The 14,947-nt window shown below is 62.8% G+C and carries 16 protein-coding genes; 9 read left to right on the forward strand and 7 right to left on the reverse strand.

Translation table 11 applies throughout. The annotated features are described in order from the left end of the window. From LMTR3_RS16725 to LMTR3_RS16740, 4 genes are all read left to right on the forward strand, one after another. A partial coding sequence (locus LMTR3_RS16725; RefSeq protein WP_176721927.1) for a chemotaxis protein CheW occupies positions 1 to 275 on the forward strand: 275 nt, incomplete at its 5' end. Between the two features lie 58 nt (positions 276 to 333). After that, positions 334 to 699, forward strand: a complete 366-nt coding sequence (locus LMTR3_RS16730; protein ID WP_028347253.1) for a response regulator — start codon at positions 334 to 336, stop codon at positions 697 to 699. 80 nt (positions 700 to 779) lie between these two features. Further along, positions 780 to 1,946 (forward strand): protein-glutamate methylesterase/protein-glutamine glutaminase, encoded by a 1,167-nt coding sequence (locus tag LMTR3_RS16735; protein WP_065746178.1) that lies wholly within the window; start codon positions 780 to 782, stop codon positions 1,944 to 1,946. Further along, positions 1,943 to 2,821, forward strand: coding sequence for a CheR family methyltransferase (locus tag LMTR3_RS16740; protein ID WP_065746179.1), 879 nt, complete (start codon positions 1,943 to 1,945; stop codon positions 2,819 to 2,821). The genes LMTR3_RS16735 and LMTR3_RS16740 overlap by 4 nt, the downstream gene beginning before the upstream one ends. Positions 2,822 to 2,858: 37 nt before the next feature. Here the strand turns inward: LMTR3_RS16740 and LMTR3_RS16745 are convergent, their stop codons facing one another. The 5 genes from LMTR3_RS16745 to ctrA all read right to left on the reverse strand — a co-directional run bounded on the left by LMTR3_RS16745 (position 2,859) and on the right by ctrA (position 6,673). Continuing rightward, positions 2,859 to 4,016 (reverse strand): glutathionylspermidine synthase family protein, encoded by a 1,158-nt coding sequence (locus LMTR3_RS16745; RefSeq protein ID WP_065746180.1) that lies wholly within the window; start codon positions 4,014 to 4,016, stop codon positions 2,859 to 2,861. Positions 4,017 to 4,021: 5 nt separating this feature from the next. Next, complete coding sequence (locus LMTR3_RS16750) at positions 4,022 to 4,426, reverse strand: hypothetical protein (RefSeq protein ID WP_065746181.1); 405 nt, start codon at positions 4,424 to 4,426, stop codon at positions 4,022 to 4,024. A gap of 2 nt (positions 4,427 to 4,428) precedes the next feature. Further along, complete coding sequence (locus tag LMTR3_RS16755; protein WP_028347248.1) at positions 4,429 to 4,833, reverse strand: DUF350 domain-containing protein; 405 nt, start codon at positions 4,831 to 4,833, stop codon at positions 4,429 to 4,431. Positions 4,834 to 4,994: 161 nt separating this feature from the next. Continuing rightward, entirely contained in the window at positions 4,995 to 5,801 is an 807-nt protein-coding gene (locus LMTR3_RS16760; protein ID WP_065746182.1) for a cytochrome P460 family protein, read from the reverse strand. 170 nt (positions 5,802 to 5,971) lie between these two features. Continuing rightward, complete coding sequence (gene ctrA, locus LMTR3_RS16765) at positions 5,972 to 6,673, reverse strand: response regulator transcription factor CtrA (protein WP_016848562.1); 702 nt, start codon at positions 6,671 to 6,673, stop codon at positions 5,972 to 5,974. Positions 6,674 to 7,039: 366 nt separating this feature from the next. Between ctrA and fliI the strand changes: the two genes are divergently transcribed. The 4 genes from fliI to LMTR3_RS16785 all read left to right on the forward strand — a co-directional run bounded on the left by fliI (position 7,040) and on the right by LMTR3_RS16785 (position 10,547). Continuing rightward, the gene (fliI, locus tag LMTR3_RS16770) at positions 7,040 to 8,365 is read left to right on the forward strand and encodes a flagellar protein export ATPase FliI (protein ID WP_065746183.1); all 1,326 of its coding nucleotides are present in this window, start codon (positions 7,040 to 7,042) and stop codon (positions 8,363 to 8,365) included. Between the two features lie 109 nt (positions 8,366 to 8,474). Further along, positions 8,475 to 8,891, forward strand: coding sequence for a flagellar export protein FliJ (gene fliJ / locus LMTR3_RS16775; protein WP_057842912.1), 417 nt, complete (start codon positions 8,475 to 8,477; stop codon positions 8,889 to 8,891). Between the two features lie 189 nt (positions 8,892 to 9,080). Continuing rightward, positions 9,081 to 9,638 (forward strand): sigma-70 family RNA polymerase sigma factor, encoded by a 558-nt coding sequence (locus LMTR3_RS16780; RefSeq protein WP_028347245.1) that lies wholly within the window; start codon positions 9,081 to 9,083, stop codon positions 9,636 to 9,638. Positions 9,639 to 9,641: 3 nt separating this feature from the next. Beyond that, a complete protein-coding gene (locus LMTR3_RS16785; protein WP_065746184.1) occupies positions 9,642 to 10,547 on the forward strand; it encodes an anti-sigma factor in 906 nt (301 codons plus the stop codon). A gap of 323 nt (positions 10,548 to 10,870) precedes the next feature. Here LMTR3_RS16785 and LMTR3_RS16790 read toward each other — a convergent pair whose 3' ends face one another. Beyond that, positions 10,871 to 11,077 (reverse strand): hypothetical protein, encoded by a 207-nt coding sequence (locus LMTR3_RS16790; RefSeq protein WP_065746185.1) that lies wholly within the window; start codon positions 11,075 to 11,077, stop codon positions 10,871 to 10,873. Between the two features lie 328 nt (positions 11,078 to 11,405). Further along, positions 11,406 to 13,541: a flagellar biosynthesis protein FlhA gene (gene flhA, locus LMTR3_RS16795; protein ID WP_065746186.1), complete on the reverse strand. Its 2,136-nt coding sequence runs from the start codon at positions 13,539 to 13,541 to the stop codon at positions 11,406 to 11,408. 649 nt (positions 13,542 to 14,190) lie between these two features. Between flhA and LMTR3_RS16800 the strand changes: the two genes are divergently transcribed. Next, a complete protein-coding gene (locus LMTR3_RS16800) occupies positions 14,191 to 14,625 on the forward strand; it encodes a hypothetical protein (RefSeq protein WP_245319917.1) in 435 nt (144 codons plus the stop codon). The last annotated feature ends 322 nt before the right edge of the window (positions 14,626 to 14,947 follow it).

Consider the following 14,947-nt stretch of genomic DNA (forward strand, 5'->3'; position numbering starts at 1 on the left):
ACATGCGCGCCCGGCTCGGCCTGCCGAAGAACGACGACGGCAAGCCGCCGATGGCGGTCGGCGTCGACCTCAGAGGCGAGTCCTACGGCCTCTTGATCGACCAGATCGGCGAGGTGCTGCGGCTGCCCGACGCGAGCTGCGAGGAAAACCCGGTCAACCTCGATCCCCGCATGGCCAAGCTCGCCGGCGGCGTGCACCGCCTCGACGGCCAGCTCATGGTCGTCCTCGACGTCGATCGCGTCCTCGAAATCACACCCGACCTGATGGCGGCATGAAAATCCAACCCGGTACGGAAACATCCCTCTTGGGAATTGATGTAAGTGGAGCCCTAAAATGAAAACATGTCTGGTCGTTGACGACTCGAGCGTCATCCGAAAGGTCGCACGACGTATCCTCGAAGGTCTCGACTTTCAGATCGTCGAAGCCGAGGACGGCGAGAAGGCGCTTGAGGTTTGCAAGCGCGCGATGCCCGAGGCGGTTCTACTCGACTGGAACATGCCGGTCATGGATGGCTACGAATTCCTCGGCAACCTGCGCCGCATGCCCGGTGGCGACGCGCCCAAGGTGGTCTTCTGCACCACCGAAAATGACGTCGCGCACATCGCGCGTGCGCTGCATGCCGGCGCCAACGAATACATCATGAAGCCGTTCGACAAGGACATCGTCACCGCGAAGTTCCAGGAAGTCGGCCTGATCTGATCTCTATGTGATCCCGGCGGCTCAACGGCCATCGGCGTTGGTTTTGCAAGTGTGCCGCTTGAGTTGGGTCGGGTGAAGTAATGAGTGTTGCGTTAACGAAGTCTCCGCCGCCAATCTCGACAAGGCAAGACAAGCTGCGCGTGATGGTGGTCGACGACTCCGTCGTGATCCGCGGGATGATCTCGCGCTGGATCGGCGCCGAGCCGGACATGGAGGTCTCCGCCTCCCTGCGCACTGGCCTCGACGCCGTCAACCAGATCGATCGCATCAAACCCGATGTCGCTGTGCTCGATATCGAAATGCCGGAGCTCGATGGCATTTCGGCGCTGCCCCAGTTGCTTGCGAAAAAGCGCGACCTCGTCATCATCATGGCGTCGACGCTGACCCGCCGCAATGCGGAGATCAGCTTCAAGGCGCTCTCGCTCGGCGCCGCCGACTACATTCCAAAGCCGGAGAGCACGCGCGAGGCCACCGCTGCCGAGACATTCCACCACGATCTGATCCAGAAGATTCGCCATCTGGGCGCCAGGGCCCGCCGCCGTGCGTCGCCTGGCGCGAGCCCGGCTCCGGCACCAGCCGAGCGGGTGCGCGAGGTATCCGTTCATCCGGTCGCCGCACCGGTTGCGCAACTGCCACTGGCGCGCCGGCCCTTCAGCATGCTGGCGCCGCGTGTGCTTCTGATCGGCTCGTCGACCGGCGGCCCGCAGGCGCTGATGGCGCTGGTCGCCGATATCGGTCCGGTGATCGATCGTTTTCCGGTGCTGATCACGCAGCACATGCCGCCAACCTTCACCACGATTCTCGCCGAGCATCTGGCACGTGCGAGCCGCCGACCGGCGCATGAGGCCGTTGACGGCGAGATCGTCAAGCCCGGCCGGATCTATCTTGCGCCGGGCGGCCGCCACATGCGCGTCGTGCGCCATGGTGCCGACACCGCTATCTCGCTCGACGACGGGCCGCCGGTGAATTTCTGCAAGCCCGCGGTGGACCCGCTGTTCAACTCCGCCATCGACGTCTGGCAGGGCAGCATCATGTCGGTGATTCTGACCGGCATGGGCTCCGACGGGATGCGCGGCGGCAAGGAGATCGTCGCCGCCGGCGGCAGCGTGATTGCCCAGGACGAAGCGACCAGCGTGGTGTGGGGCATGCCGGGCGCGGCCGCCAATGCAGGTATTTGCGCGGCGGTTCTGCCGCTCAATCAGATCGCACCAAAACTGGTACGGTTGTTTTCGGGAGATCGTTCGTGACGCCTTCAGACTATGAGTATCTGCGTAAGCTTCTGAAAGAGCGCTCCGGGCTCGATCTTTCGGCCGACAAGCAATATCTGGTCGAAAGCCGGCTGCTGCCGTTGGCCCGCAAGTCCAGCCTGCCGGGCATTTCCCAACTCGTCGAGAAGATGAAGGGCGGGGCCAACGCGCTGACCGCCGAGGTGGTCGAGGCGATGACCACCAACGAGACGTTTTTCTTCCGCGACAAGATTCCGTTCGATCATTTGCGGGAAGCGGTCATTCCGGCGCTGGTGCAGGCGCGTGCGGCCCGCCGCGCTTTACGCATCTGGTGCGCAGCTTCCTCCACCGGGCAGGAACCATATTCGATCGCGATGTGCCTGAAGGAGGCGGGACCCCTGCTGTCCGGCTGGCGCACCGAGATCGTCGCGACCGACCTGTCGCAGGCGGTGCTGGAAAAATCGAAGGCCGGCATCTTCAGCCAGTTCGAGGTGCAGCGCGGACTGCCGATCCAGTTGCTGGTGAAATATTTCACCCAGAACGGCGAACTCTGGCAGATCAACGCCGAGATCCGCAGCATGGTGCAGCATCGTCAGCTCAACCTGCTGCAGGACTTCTCCCATCTCGGCGTGTTCGATGTCATCTTCTGCCGCAACGTGCTGATCTATTTCGATCAGAATACCAAGGCTAACATCTTCGAGCGGCTTTCCCGGATGCTGGAGCCGGATGGCGTGCTGGCGCTGGGCGCTGCCGAATCGGTGGTCGGCATCACCAACAGCTTCAAGCCCTATCCGGAGCGACGCGGACTTTATCGTCCGAACATCGCACCGGTGATACGGGTGGGGGCGTCGACCCTGGTGCCGCAAACCCTGCGGGCGGTTGCCGCGGCGCGCTGACCCTGTTCTTCAGCCTGCGTCTCGGCATGCTGCCGCGCTACAAGATCGCGTGCGGCAGGAAGCGCGACGTGTTGCCGGTGATCGGGTTCTCGTCCTCGCGGATCGACAGGCCGCATGGCGTGTGATCGACCAGCCAGCTTCCGAGCACCGGGTATTGGTCGGTGAAGCTCGGCAGCGGCGCGAAAGCCTGCCGGATGAATCCTTCCGCGCCGTAGGGCCCTTGCTGTTCCGTCACCGTGGCGCCAGCACTGACGAGTGCGACGTTGGCGCCTTCGCGCGAATAGAGCGGCTTGCGCACGAACGAGGAGCCGAGCATGGCCGCCTTCGGATCGTCCTCGAAATAGGCCGGCAGCAAATTGGGATGCTTCGGAAACATCTCCCACAGCAGGGGAAGGATGCCCTTGTTGGAGAGGATCGCCTTCCATGGCGGTTCGATCCAGCGGGTCGGCGCTGTCGCGAGTTTTTCGCCGAACGTGTCGCGGAACATCCATTCCCAGGGATAGAGCTTGAAGGCGAGCTCGATGGCGCGGTCGTCGAGATCGACGAAGCGGCCATCGTGATCCAACCCGACTTCCTTGATGTCCATCAAGATCGTCTTCAATCCGGCTTGGCTCGCAGTGTCCTGCAGATAGGCCAGCGTACCGGCATCCTCGGCATTGTCGGTCATTCCTGTGAGATGAAGATGCTTGGCGCCGCCATATTTCTTCCAGGCGTCGATCAGGCGCTCGTGGATTGAATTGAACTGGTCGGCGCGTTTCGGGATGATGTTGCGCTCCATCGCCTGTTCGAGCCAGGCCCACTGAAAAACCGCCGCTTCGAAAATCGAGGTCGGCGTATCGGCGTTGTACTCCAGCAGTTTCGCCGGGCTCCAGCCGTCGTAGCTCAGGTCCAGCCGGCCGTAGAGGCTGGCGTCGCGGCGGCGCCAGCTTTCGGAAATCAGCGGCCAGAACGCTTCGGATATTTTCAAACGGCGCAAATACTTTTCGTCGTTGATCACGCGGCCGACCAGCTCGAGGCACATCGCATCGATCTCGGCGGTGGGGGCCTCGATCCGCCGTTCGATTTCCTGCAGCGTGAACGCGTAGTAGGTCCGTTCGTCCCAATAGCGTTCGCCATCAATGGTGTGAAAAGTGAACCCAAGGCCTTCGGCGGTGGCACGCCAGTCGTCGCGTTCGGGGCAGGGGATACGCTGCATGAAATTCAGCCGCCAGAGAAGCCGATGGCGTGCCCGAACGAGCCGAAGCCGCCGCGCTGCACGGAGTGCGAGCCGGAATAGGACGAATGGCTCGAGGAGCTCGAGGAGGAGTCGCTGCTATAATAGCTGCTGCGTGACGACGATCCGCCACCGGAGCCGCCATGGCCCGAGGAAGAGCTGCGGGAGGAGCACTCGGCCGTGTTTTGTGTCGGCGATGCCAGGTGCGGGTTTGGTTGCTCGCAAGTGCGGCTCGGCATCAGCGTGTAGGCGGTGGCGCCGACCGCAAACGTGCCCATAAGCAGGAGTGCGACATGGCCCGAACGCTTGGCCGGCGGCGGAACGGGACGCGGCGCCGCCGGCATCGAGACCGGTTTGCGCTTGCCGAATTCAGGCTCTGAATTGTTCGCCATGGTCAGTAGGTCATGCAAGCGGCGTTGATCGCGCCGGCGGCCAGCGAGGACAGCCCGAGCCAGATCGCGGCGGCGAGTTCGCCCGATGCGATCCGCTTCGACAGGTTCGGCACCGGAACCCTGACGAGGTAATAGACGATGATCTGCACGATCAGCGCGATCGCGGCCCAGATCAGGCAATCCCAGACATTGGCCGAATGGGTGATAGCGCTGACCAGCGGCAGCACGAAGCCGAGCAGGCTCAAGCCCAGCGCAATCGCGGCAGCCGGCTCATTGGCGCGGATCAGATCGAACTCGTTGTGCGCCGTGACGCGGGTGTAGACGAAGAGGTACGCGACCACGGCAACGATTGCCGTGCAGAAGTAAACCAGGAACGCCGGCAGCCCGGCGAGGGATTGCAGGATCATTGAATTTTCGCCCCAACTCGTGCGTTCCGGAAGGTTCGCACGATCTCTCAGTCGGCGCATAGAAGCAGACGGTTCAATTCCAATAGAGACTGCCCAAACAAAAGCCCCGCCATTTCAGGCGGGGTTCGCAAATCTTCCATGGTGGCCTTGGCGCCGCCGGGCTATTCCCTGACCTCGATCTTGCCCTTCATTGCCGGGTGTAGCCCGCAAATGTAGTCGTAGATTCCTGCATCGGAGAGGGTCAGCTCGGTGGTCTGGCCTTTCAGCGCGATCGACGAGCGCTGCGCCTTGGGGCCGGTGATCGTCACCTGGTGCGGCGAGGAATCGGCGTTGTGCCAGGTGATGGTCTGGCCCTTGCTGACGACGACGGTCTCCGGCCCGAACTTGAAGTCGGAGATTGAGACCACGCCGGGGCCCGGCGCGGGCTTTGCCATGGCGCCTTCGGGCGTACCCTTCAGGCCCGCTAGCGAGATAACAAAATCCTGCCCGGCATGCGGCTTGTGGCAGGCGAAGCAGGCCGTCAAATTGGCCTTGTCGTTGACCTTCTTGTCCGGGCCAAACGCCTGATACTCCCATTCGCCGTTGCGAATGTCATCCTTGTACTCGGTGCCCCAGCCGTCGCGCTTTTCCATCACCGTGTAGGCGACGAGGTCGCCCTTCTGGAAACGGCCCTTGGCATCCTTGAGCGGCTGGCCGGCCGCATCGAGCTGCGCCTTGTACTGCACCAGCGTCAGCACCGTGCCGCTCGGGATCGGCTGCCCCTTGCGTACCGCATCGACCGCCGCCGGCGTCGCATAGAGCTCGCGGTACTGCTTGTTGTCGTAACGATCGACCGTGGCGTAGAGCGTGCCCTTGTCGAAATTCTCCGGGAAGGCGACCTTGTCGCCGCCGGCAAGCGCCGAATAGCCGATGAGCGCACCCGATGCCGACCCGAGCGCGACAGCGGCAGCCAGACTGACGTTTTTCATGACTTCCCCCTCGTTTGCGGACAACTCCGTCAAGTACGAGACACCGCGAAGTGGGTTTCAATCCGGGGAAGCGAATTTGTCGCGTGGCAGTGGCCCAAACAAAAACCCCGCCATTTCGGGCGGGGTCCAGCCGGGAGGAGTGAGCCGTTGGGCTCGCTGTAAACCCTTACTCAGGCGGGGATGCGCTCGTCCGCCTCGTGCGGCTCGCGCAGCACGTAGCCGCGGCCCCACACGGTTTCGATGAAGTTGCGGCCTTCGGAGGCGTTCGCGAGCTTCTTGCGCAGCTTGCAGATGAAGACGTCGATGATCTTCAGCTCGGGCTCGTCCATGCCGCCATAGAGATGGTTGAGGAACATTTCCTTGGTCAGCGTGGTGCCCTTGCGGAGCGAGAGCAGCTCCAGCATCTGGTATTCCTTGCCGGTCAGGTGCACGCGCTGGCCGCCGACCTCGACCGTCTTGGTGTCGAGATTGACCACGAGATCCCCGGTCTGGATGACCGACTGGGCGTGACCCTTGGAACGGCGGACGATCGCATGGATGCGGGCAACCAGTTCGTCCTTGTGGAAGGGCTTGGTCATATAGTCGTCGGCGCCGACGCCGAGACCTTTGACCTTGTCCTCGATGCCGGCGAGGCCGGAGAGGATCAGAATGGGAGTCTTGATTTTCGATACCCGGAGCTGCTTGAGCACGTCGTAGCCGGACATGTCGGGCAGGTTGAGGTCGAGAAGGATAATATCGTAGTCGTAAAGCTTACCTAGATCGACGCCTTCTTCTCCGAGATCCGTCGTGTAGACGTTGAAGCTCTCGGATTTCAGCATCAATTCGATCGACTGCGCGACGGCGCTGTCATCTTCTATCAGCAAAACGCGCATGCCAGTCCCCTTTAGTCCGCCGCTCCGGGCGTCAGGTCGGCCGCACTTGCGGCACTCAAAACGCCTTTAACAACTGATTCGGATCCTGACAGACACATGGTTAACAAAATCTGATTCCGGTTCGCAAGCTCTTTAAGTGCAATTTTCAGCGAATCGCCCTAAGATGTTGCTCGGAAGCAGCTTTTCTCCATAGTGTCCACTCAGGTTCCAGATTAAGAGGCGGGCCTAACCGACTCCCGCGTTTCGCCCTTCTTCTGACGGGCAAGCGCTCTCAGTCACCAAAGACAGTGACGCAATGATTAATGATGCGGGTAAACACGAGGTTAAGCGCGGTTTCTTAAAGTGCGGAAACTTAAGGTTTTCGCAATGAAGGCGCTTGCGGAGCAAATCGGCGATATCGACGGCGTCAATATATATGGCCGCGTCGTGGGCGTGCGCGGCCTGATGGTCGAGATCGCGGGGCCTATCCATGCGATGTCGGTCGGCGCCCGCATCGTCATCGAGACCGGTGGAAGCCGCTTCATCCCGGCCGAAGTGATCGGCTTTTCCGGCAGCAATGCTGTCGTGATGCCGTTCGGCGGACTCGACGGCGTCCGGCGCGGTTGCCGCGCGGTCATTGCGACGGCGGCAAGCCAGGTGCGGCCGTCGCCGGCCTGGCTCGGCCGCGTCATCAACGCCATGGGGGAGCCGATCGACGGCAAGGGGCCACTGGTGCAGGGCCCGTCGCCCATGCCCTATCGCAATGCACCGCCGCCTGCGCATTCGCGCAAGCGCGTCGGGGCGCCGCTCGATCTCGGCGTGCGGGCGCTCAACACGTTCCTGACCTGCTGCCGCGGCCAGCGGCTCGGTATCTTCGCAGGTTCCGGCGTCGGCAAATCGGTGCTGCTGTCGATGCTGGCGCGCAATGTCGATGCCGATATCACCGTCATCGGCCTGATCGGCGAACGCGGCCGCGAGGTGCAGGAATTTCTGCAGGAGGATCTTGGCGACGAAGGCCTGGCGCGCTCGGTCGTGGTGGTGGCAACATCCGATGAGCCCGCCTTGATGCGGCGGCAGGCCGCCTACCTGACGCTGGCGATATCAGAATATTTCCGCGACGAGGACAAGGACGTACTGTGCCTGATGGATTCGGTCACGCGCTTTGCGATGGCGCAGCGCGAGATAGGGCTGTCGGCCGGCGAGCCGCCGACCGCGAAAGGCTATACGCCGACGGTGTTCACGGAGCTGCCAAAACTCCTGGAACGGGCAGGGCCGGGCACCGGCGTCGGCACCATCACTGCCATTTTCACGGTCTTGGTCGATGGTGACGACCACAACGAACCAATCGCGGATGCGGTGCGTGGCATTCTGGATGGTCACATCGTCATGCAACGCTCGATTGCAGAGCGCGGACGGTTTCCCGCGATCAATATCCTCAAATCGGTCTCGCGCACCATGCCGAGATCGGCCAATCCCGACTATCTTCCCATAATCATGCGGGGCCGCCAGGTGATGGCGACCTACGCCGATATGGAGGAACTGATCCGGCTTGGCGCCTATCGGGCAGGCTCGAGCCCGGAGGTCGACGAGGCAATCCGGTTGCACGAGCCGCTGGAAGCCTTTCTGCGTCAGGCCAAGGACGAAAACTCGAGCCTTGATGACGGCTACCGCCAATTGGCGCAGATCCTCGCCAATTTGGAAACGGAACGCTAACTTTGTCAGGCCATCATCCCCGGCACATGATTAATGACGCCGGTGGGGCCACCCGAGGGAGCCGGCTCCGTCCCGCGTTCAGATTGGGACTTCTGGGGAGTATGAGTCGATGAAGTCACGCGAAACGCTGATCCGCCTGAAGAAATTTCAGGTCGACGAGAAGCGCCGAAGGGTTACCCAGATCGAAGGCATGATCGCCGACTTCCAGCGCATGTCGGTTGATCTCGAGCGCGAAATCCAGACCGAGCAGGAGCGGGCCGGAATCAACGACCCCTCCCACTTTGCCTATCCGACCTATGCTAAAGCCGCGATTCAGCGCCGGGAAAACCTGACCCGCTCCGCCGACGAACTGCGCATCCAACTCGAGGATGCCAAGAGCCTGCTCAGCGAAGCCTTCGAGGAACTGAAAAAGGTCGAACTGCTCGACGAGCGCGACCAGGCGCGCGAGCGCGCCGAGGAAAGCGCCCGCGAGCAGGCCGACATGGACAGTATCGGCCTGATGCGCGCCCGGCTTGGCGTCGCCTGACGCTTCTCACACCATCGGTCGAACGACCGAAAACCCGGGCCTCACGGCCCGGGTTTTTTCTTGGCCAATCTTGGCCAATCTTCCGGAATCGGCGACTTGGTGGCCCCTCTGACGCAAGGTATGCTACGAAACTTCTCGTCGGCTCCGGCGTAGGACGCATTGGAGGAGCGGGATTGTGGGGGACGCTGAATGCTGACGCCAGCGGAGCTGGTCTGGCTGATTGCCGCGGTCGCGAAGGGGGATGAGGCCGCTTTTGAGCGCCTTTACGCCGCCACGCGCGCGAAACTCTTCGGCGTCGTGCTCCGTATCTTGCGGCGTCAGGACCTCGCGGAGGAGGTCATTCAGGAGGCTTACGTCAAGATCTGGAACAGCGCGGGACAGTTCAACCCGGCGCTCGCTTCGCCGATCACGTGGATGGCGTCGATCGCGCGCAACCGGGCGATCGACGTGGTGCGCAAGAAGAGCGAAAGCTCGATCGAGGAGGAGCCGACCGCGATGGAAGTGGCGGCCGAGTCGCCCGATCCGCTGGCGCGGCGCGAGATGACGGAAGAGTTGAAGCGGTTGCTGGAATGCGTCGGCCGCCTGGAGCCGGATCGGCAGAAGCTCGTGCTGCTCGCCTATTACAACGGCTGGAGCCGCGAACAGCTCGCCGCCAAGTTCGAGACACCGGTGAATACGGTGAAGACATGGCTGCGCCGCAGCATGATGGAGATAAGGGAGTGTCTCGGACTAGGGTCCGGGTCTTGAACGATGGCCTATAGCGAAGACCATATCGCGCTCGCCGCGGAATATGCGCTCGGTACCCTCGATGCCGACGAGCGCGCGCAGGTCGAGACCATGATGGCCGTCGATGCCGAATACGGCGCGCTCGTTCACGCCTGGGAATACCGGCTCGGCGTGCTCAACCAGATGGTCGGTTCGGTCGAGCCGCGTCCGATCGTGTGGGAAAACATCAAGGCCGCGATCGGACATTCCACGGAAGCGCAGGCGCCGCTGACGCTGCCTGAGGCGCCGCAGACTGCGCCTCCGGCTGAGCCGGTGGTGGCCGAGGCGCCGCCAGCCGTCTCGGAGCCGGGAGTGGCAGACAATGCGGTTGCAGACGGTTCGAACGTCATCCAGTTGACGGGCCGCGCGAAGCGCTGGCGCAACGTGACTTCCTTCGTCACCGCAATTGCCGCATCGCTTATCGCGATGCTGGCGGTGCAGGTCTATCGGCCGGAACTGTTACCGGAGGCGCTGCGGCCGAAGCCGCGCATCCAGACCGTCGAGGTGAAGACGCCGGCGCCACAGCCGACACCCTCGGCGCAATATGTCGCGCTGCTGCAGCGTGACGGCGACTCGCCCGCGTTCATTTTGACGGTCGACGCCGCAACCAAAAATTTCACTGTCCGCAAGGTTGGGGCGGATGCCGAGCCCGGCAAGAGCTTTGAGCTCTGGCTGATTTCCGACCGCCTGCCGCAACCGCGCTCGCTCGGCGTGATCGGCGGCAGCGATTTCACCGCGCGCCCGGTGCTCGCCGACTACGACGCCAGTACGATCAACACCGGGCTCTATGCGGTGACCGTTGAGCAGGCCGGCGGCTCGCCGAGCGGCCAGCCGACCTCGGCGCCGATCTTTACCGGCAAGCTGATCGAGACGGTGCCGGCTGCTCGCTAGCGCCTGCTCCCCCTCATGGTGAGGAGCGCGCTTGTTGCGCGTCTCGAACCATGAAGGCCCCGCTGCAGCCACTCATTCCGCGGCCATCCTTCGAGACGCCTGCTTCGCAGGCTCCTCAGGATGACGTCTGTGGGTAGGCGGCAGGGAGCGGTGGTGGTGGCGAGCGCGACAGTACGCCGCCAAAAAAGAAAACGCCCGTGGGGAGCGGGCGTTTTCGCAGTCAACTTGGGGGTAGTTGGGGTCTTATATATCCACGTGGCGACTTTGGGGGGCTGTAAAGAGCCGCGTGAATTCCGTGAATTCCTGTGTTGCGGATTCCTCCGTTAACGTACGATTGAGTTACCGGAACTGGTGATCGCCACCGGCTTGCCGGCCTTCATCACGCGCGTGCTCGCGGTCTGGGTGAGACCTTCATCCGAGGTGTTGCGCGCGGAGATGCTGAACCCGGCGACCACGACACCTGCCACGAGGGCCACGACCACGATCTTGAGATGAGTCGTGCGATCTGCGCTGTAGATCGAATGGTTCATGGAAGTCTCCTGCCGCCTCCGGCCTGACGGATTTGTTGGATGCGTCCGCAGGCTGGTTCAACATCTCGCGTCAGAAAACGTAGGACTCCGGGATCTGTTTCCAAAGGAGCGATCACAAGGCGGTGAAAAGACTTGAACGGCCGCGATCGGAACGCCCGCATCGATCGCCGGAAATGAATAAATATTCAGTCTCTGTAACAGCTTATGCGGAGATCACCGCTTCTCAAGGCCGAATGGCGCCGGATCGGCCATTTTCGACAAACCGTTTGCCTGTGGCGAAAAGGCTTCGCCATTTTCGCTGGTGATTTGCGCCGCGCTCGCGATCGACCTAGACGCTGCCGACCGTCTTCAGCCGCGCGCGCGGGTGAATTTCCGCTTGCGACAACACGGTGGTTTGCGAGCGGAACCGCTCGACCAGCGAGCGCACGAACGGGCGGATTGCAGCGGAGGTGACCAGCACCGGTGCCTCGCCCTCGCGCGCCGCCTGTTCGAAGGCGTTGCGAACGCTGGTCATGAACTCCGACAGCTTTGAGGGCTGCATGGCGAGGCTGCGCTCTTCGCCCTGGCCAACGATCGATTCCGCAAACGCCTGCTCCCACCGCGCCGACAGCGCGATCAGCGGCAGATAGCCGTTGTATGTGGTATTCTGCGCGCAGATCTGGCGCGCGAGGCGGGCGCGGACGTGCTCGACCATGGTGGCGGGGTTGCGCGAGAAGGCGAGCGCGTCGGCGATGCCTTCGAGGATGGTCGAGAGGTCGCGGATCGAGATCCGCTCGGCCAGCAGGAGTTGCAGCACGCGCTGGATGCCCGAGACCGTGACCTGGCTCGGCACGATGTCCTTGACCAGCTCGCCCTGTTCCTTCGGCAGATCCTTGAGGAGCTTCTGCACCTCGCCATAGGACAGCAAGTCGCTCATGTTGTTCTTGAGCAGCTCGGTGAGGTGCGTCGACAGCACGGTGGCGGCATCGACCACCGTGTAGCCCTTCAACGAGGCCTCTTCCTTCAGCGCGGCATCGACCCAGGTTGCGGGAAGGCCAAACGTCGGCTCGACGGTGTGGATTCCGGGCACGCCGACCTGGTTGCCGGCGGGATCCATGACCATGAACTGGTTCGGCCAGATCTTGCCGGTTCCGGCGTCCACTTCCTTGATCTTGATGACGTAGGTGTTCGCCTCGAGCTGGACGTTGTCGAGGATGCGCACGGCGGGCATCACAAAGCCCATTTCGATCGCGAGCGAGCGGCGCAGCGCCTTGATCTGCTCGGTGAGGCGGTCGGTACCATCAGGGCCGTTGACCAGCGGCAGCAGCGCATAGCCGAGCTCGATCTTGAGGTCGTCGATCTTGAGCGCGGTGGCGATCGGCTCCTCGGCCGCGGCGTTGGCGGCAGCCGCCGCAAGCTCGGGCGCAGCGGCCGCGGCGGCTTCGGCAGCCTTGGTGACGTGGTTGTGGTTTCGCGCTTTCCAGGCGAGCGCAGCGGCGCCGCCGCCGAGCGCCAGGAACGGCAGCATCGGGATGCCCGGCAACAGCGCCAGCACCAGCATCACGCCGGCGGACATGCCGAGCGCCTGCGGGTAACCCGAGAGCTGCTTCATCAACGCCTTGTCGGCCGCACCGGTGATGCCGGCCTTCGAAACCAAAAGGCCCGCGGCGGTGGACACGATCAGCGCCGGCACCTGCGTCACCAGGCCGTCGCCGACCGTCAGAATGGTGTAGGTGCGGGCGGCATCGCCAAAGCTCATGCCCTGCTGGGCGACGCCGATGATGATGCCGCCGATCACGTTGATGAAGACCACAAGCAGGCCCGCGATGGCGTCGCCGCGGACGAATTTCGAGGCGCCGTCCATGGCGCCGAAGAAGCCGCTTTCGTCTTCCAGCGCCTTGCGGCGAGCCTTGGCGGTCTGCTCGTCGATCAGGCCGGCGGACAGATCGGCGTCGATCGCCATCTGCTTGCCCGGCATCGAATCGAGCTGGAAGCGGGCGGCGACTTCGGCGATGCGGCCCGAACCCTTGGTGATGACGACGAAGTTCACGATCACGAGGATCGCGAACACGATAATTCCGATCACGAAATTACCGCCCATCACGAAGTTGCCGAACGCTTCGATGACGTGGCCGGCGGCTGCCGTGCCCTCATGGCCGTGCGACAGGATCAGGCGGGTGGAGGCCATGTTCAGCGACAGCCGCAGCATGGTGGAGATCAAGAGCACGGTCGGAAATGACGAGAATTCCAGCGGCGTCTGGATGAACAGCGCCGTCATCAGGATCAGGATCGACACCGTGATCGAGATCGCCAGGAACAGATCGAGCACGATCGCCGGCAGCGGCAGGATCAGCACCACCAGGATGGTGAGAACGCCGAGCGCCAGCGCCAGATCGCCGCGCTTCAGGATATCGCCGATTTCACCAAGGCTTGGAAATTTGCCGCTTGCGCCTGCGCCGCCCTGACCCGCCGTCACATCGACCATGGTAGCCGCTTCCCCCCGCGTCTGCCGCCATCGGGCGCCAGACGTCTTGGCGGCGGCCGAAGGGCCGCCGTTCCGAAAGTGAGGCACCGCACTGGCGTCCACGGGGTTCCTCCCGTTTTACGCGGCCGACGACACTCGACTTCACCCGGCAATTTTTGCCCGGTGTATGGTTAGCAAAGGGTTAACGGGGGCCGTTGGGGGGCCGTCATTCCGGGGCGATGCGCCAGCATCGAACTAACGATGTGCAAGTGCACATCGGAGAATCCCGTGCCGCATCCCTGCTGTCGTACCCCGCGCATGCGGGGTACCCAGTACGCCGCGGCCTATCGGCTCAAGCTCTGCTGCCTCTGGAATACTGGATCGTCCGCCTTCGCGGACGATGACAGCTGGGGGTTAGACGACACACGACCTCCGCCTTCCACGGCGCGCTTCGAAAACCTTTCGCCCACATGACAGTGCACCGAACCTCTGCCCGGCGTTAACCCTGTCGGCAAAGAGCCTGTACGTGGCTCGGGTTGTTACGTGAGCCGCCGCCAAGTTGCCGCATTAGATCGGAGAATTTTCACCGACACTAAACCGGAGGAGCATCATGCTCAGAATGGTGTTGGTGGGCCTCCTCATCCCATTGGGTGTAGGAGCGCTAGTGGCAATGGAACTCGGAACGCCAGCGCGTAATGCAGAAGCGGTCGTCCAGCCGCTTGCCGAGACAACCGTAGCCGTTTCCGATTCACATGTTGCCTTGGCGAAGGCTGATCGACTTGAAATTGCCATTGCGAGCATCGAGACACCAGCGCAGCCTGCGCCAGTCGATGAACGCGCGGAAGACATCAGTGTCGGTCCTTCGGAGCCCCCGAAGGTGACCATCCGCCATCGACACGATCCCAAATCAAAGAAGGCCACCACCGGCGCCCGTTCAAAGAAGGTCGCTACCGCCGCCCGTCCTAAGCCGAAGCCAAAGACAGCCGATATAAAGCGAGCTTCCATTTCCGAGCGGCGAAAGGCCGCCAGCGACACCGAACCCTGTCGGCTAAGCGCGTTTGGTGGCTTGCGCAAGGCTTTGAATTCGGTCGACTGCGAAATCTGATTCATTGGATCGGCTTCGGTGTAAGCACGCGGTCCGAAACTTCGTGCTTCAAGGAATCAGCAAGTAGCCCGCATGAGCCAACGGGTCGCGCGAATGCGCGCCACGCGATGAGCGCAATTGCGCTCGCGCGGTGATGACAGGCTCCGCGAAATGCGGGACTCGGCATGACCCGGGTGTCGCTTCGCTCATCCGGGCTACTGAAGATCGCGTGGACGGGCGGCCTCAATCGCGCGGCTCAAATGATCACGTGCAACGCCGAGTTCGCTCAACGTTCGCGCGCAGATTCGCCTGAAAAAATAAGCGCTTAAAGGTGAACGAGCTC

Source organism: Bradyrhizobium sp. LMTR 3 (assembly GCF_001693485.1).
Classification (GTDB): Bacteria; Pseudomonadota; Alphaproteobacteria; order Rhizobiales; family Xanthobacteraceae; genus Bradyrhizobium.

Coding starts and splice junctions, on each gene's coding strand:
- LMTR3_RS16755 (WP_028347248.1), bottom strand. CDS start 4,833: ATGATCCTGCAATCCCTCGCCGGGCTGCCGGCGTTCCTGGTTTACTTC.
- LMTR3_RS16780 (WP_028347245.1), top strand. CDS start 9,081: ATGCTGACGCCAGCGGAGCTGGTCTGGCTGATTGCCGCGGTCGCGAAG.
- LMTR3_RS16800 (WP_245319917.1), top strand. CDS start 14,191: ATGGAACTCGGAACGCCAGCGCGTAATGCAGAAGCGGTCGTCCAGCCG.
- fliI (WP_065746183.1), top strand. CDS start 7,040: ATGAAGGCGCTTGCGGAGCAAATCGGCGATATCGACGGCGTCAATATA.
- LMTR3_RS16785 (WP_065746184.1), top strand. CDS start 9,642: ATGGCCTATAGCGAAGACCATATCGCGCTCGCCGCGGAATATGCGCTC.
- flhA (WP_065746186.1), bottom strand. CDS start 13,541: ATGGTCGATGTGACGGCGGGTCAGGGCGGCGCAGGCGCAAGCGGCAAA.
- LMTR3_RS16760 (WP_065746182.1), bottom strand. CDS start 5,801: ATGAAAAACGTCAGTCTGGCTGCCGCTGTCGCGCTCGGGTCGGCATCG.
- LMTR3_RS16790 (WP_065746185.1), bottom strand. CDS start 11,077: ATGAACCATTCGATCTACAGCGCAGATCGCACGACTCATCTCAAGATC.
- LMTR3_RS16745 (WP_065746180.1), bottom strand. CDS start 4,016: ATGCAGCGTATCCCCTGCCCCGAACGCGACGACTGGCGTGCCACCGCC.
- ctrA (WP_016848562.1), bottom strand. CDS start 6,673: ATGCGCGTTTTGCTGATAGAAGATGACAGCGCCGTCGCGCAGTCGATC.
- LMTR3_RS16730 (WP_028347253.1), top strand. CDS start 334: ATGAAAACATGTCTGGTCGTTGACGACTCGAGCGTCATCCGAAAGGTC.
- fliJ (WP_057842912.1), top strand. CDS start 8,475: ATGAAGTCACGCGAAACGCTGATCCGCCTGAAGAAATTTCAGGTCGAC.
- LMTR3_RS16735 (WP_065746178.1), top strand. CDS start 780: ATGAGTGTTGCGTTAACGAAGTCTCCGCCGCCAATCTCGACAAGGCAA.
- LMTR3_RS16750 (WP_065746181.1), bottom strand. CDS start 4,426: ATGGCGAACAATTCAGAGCCTGAATTCGGCAAGCGCAAACCGGTCTCG.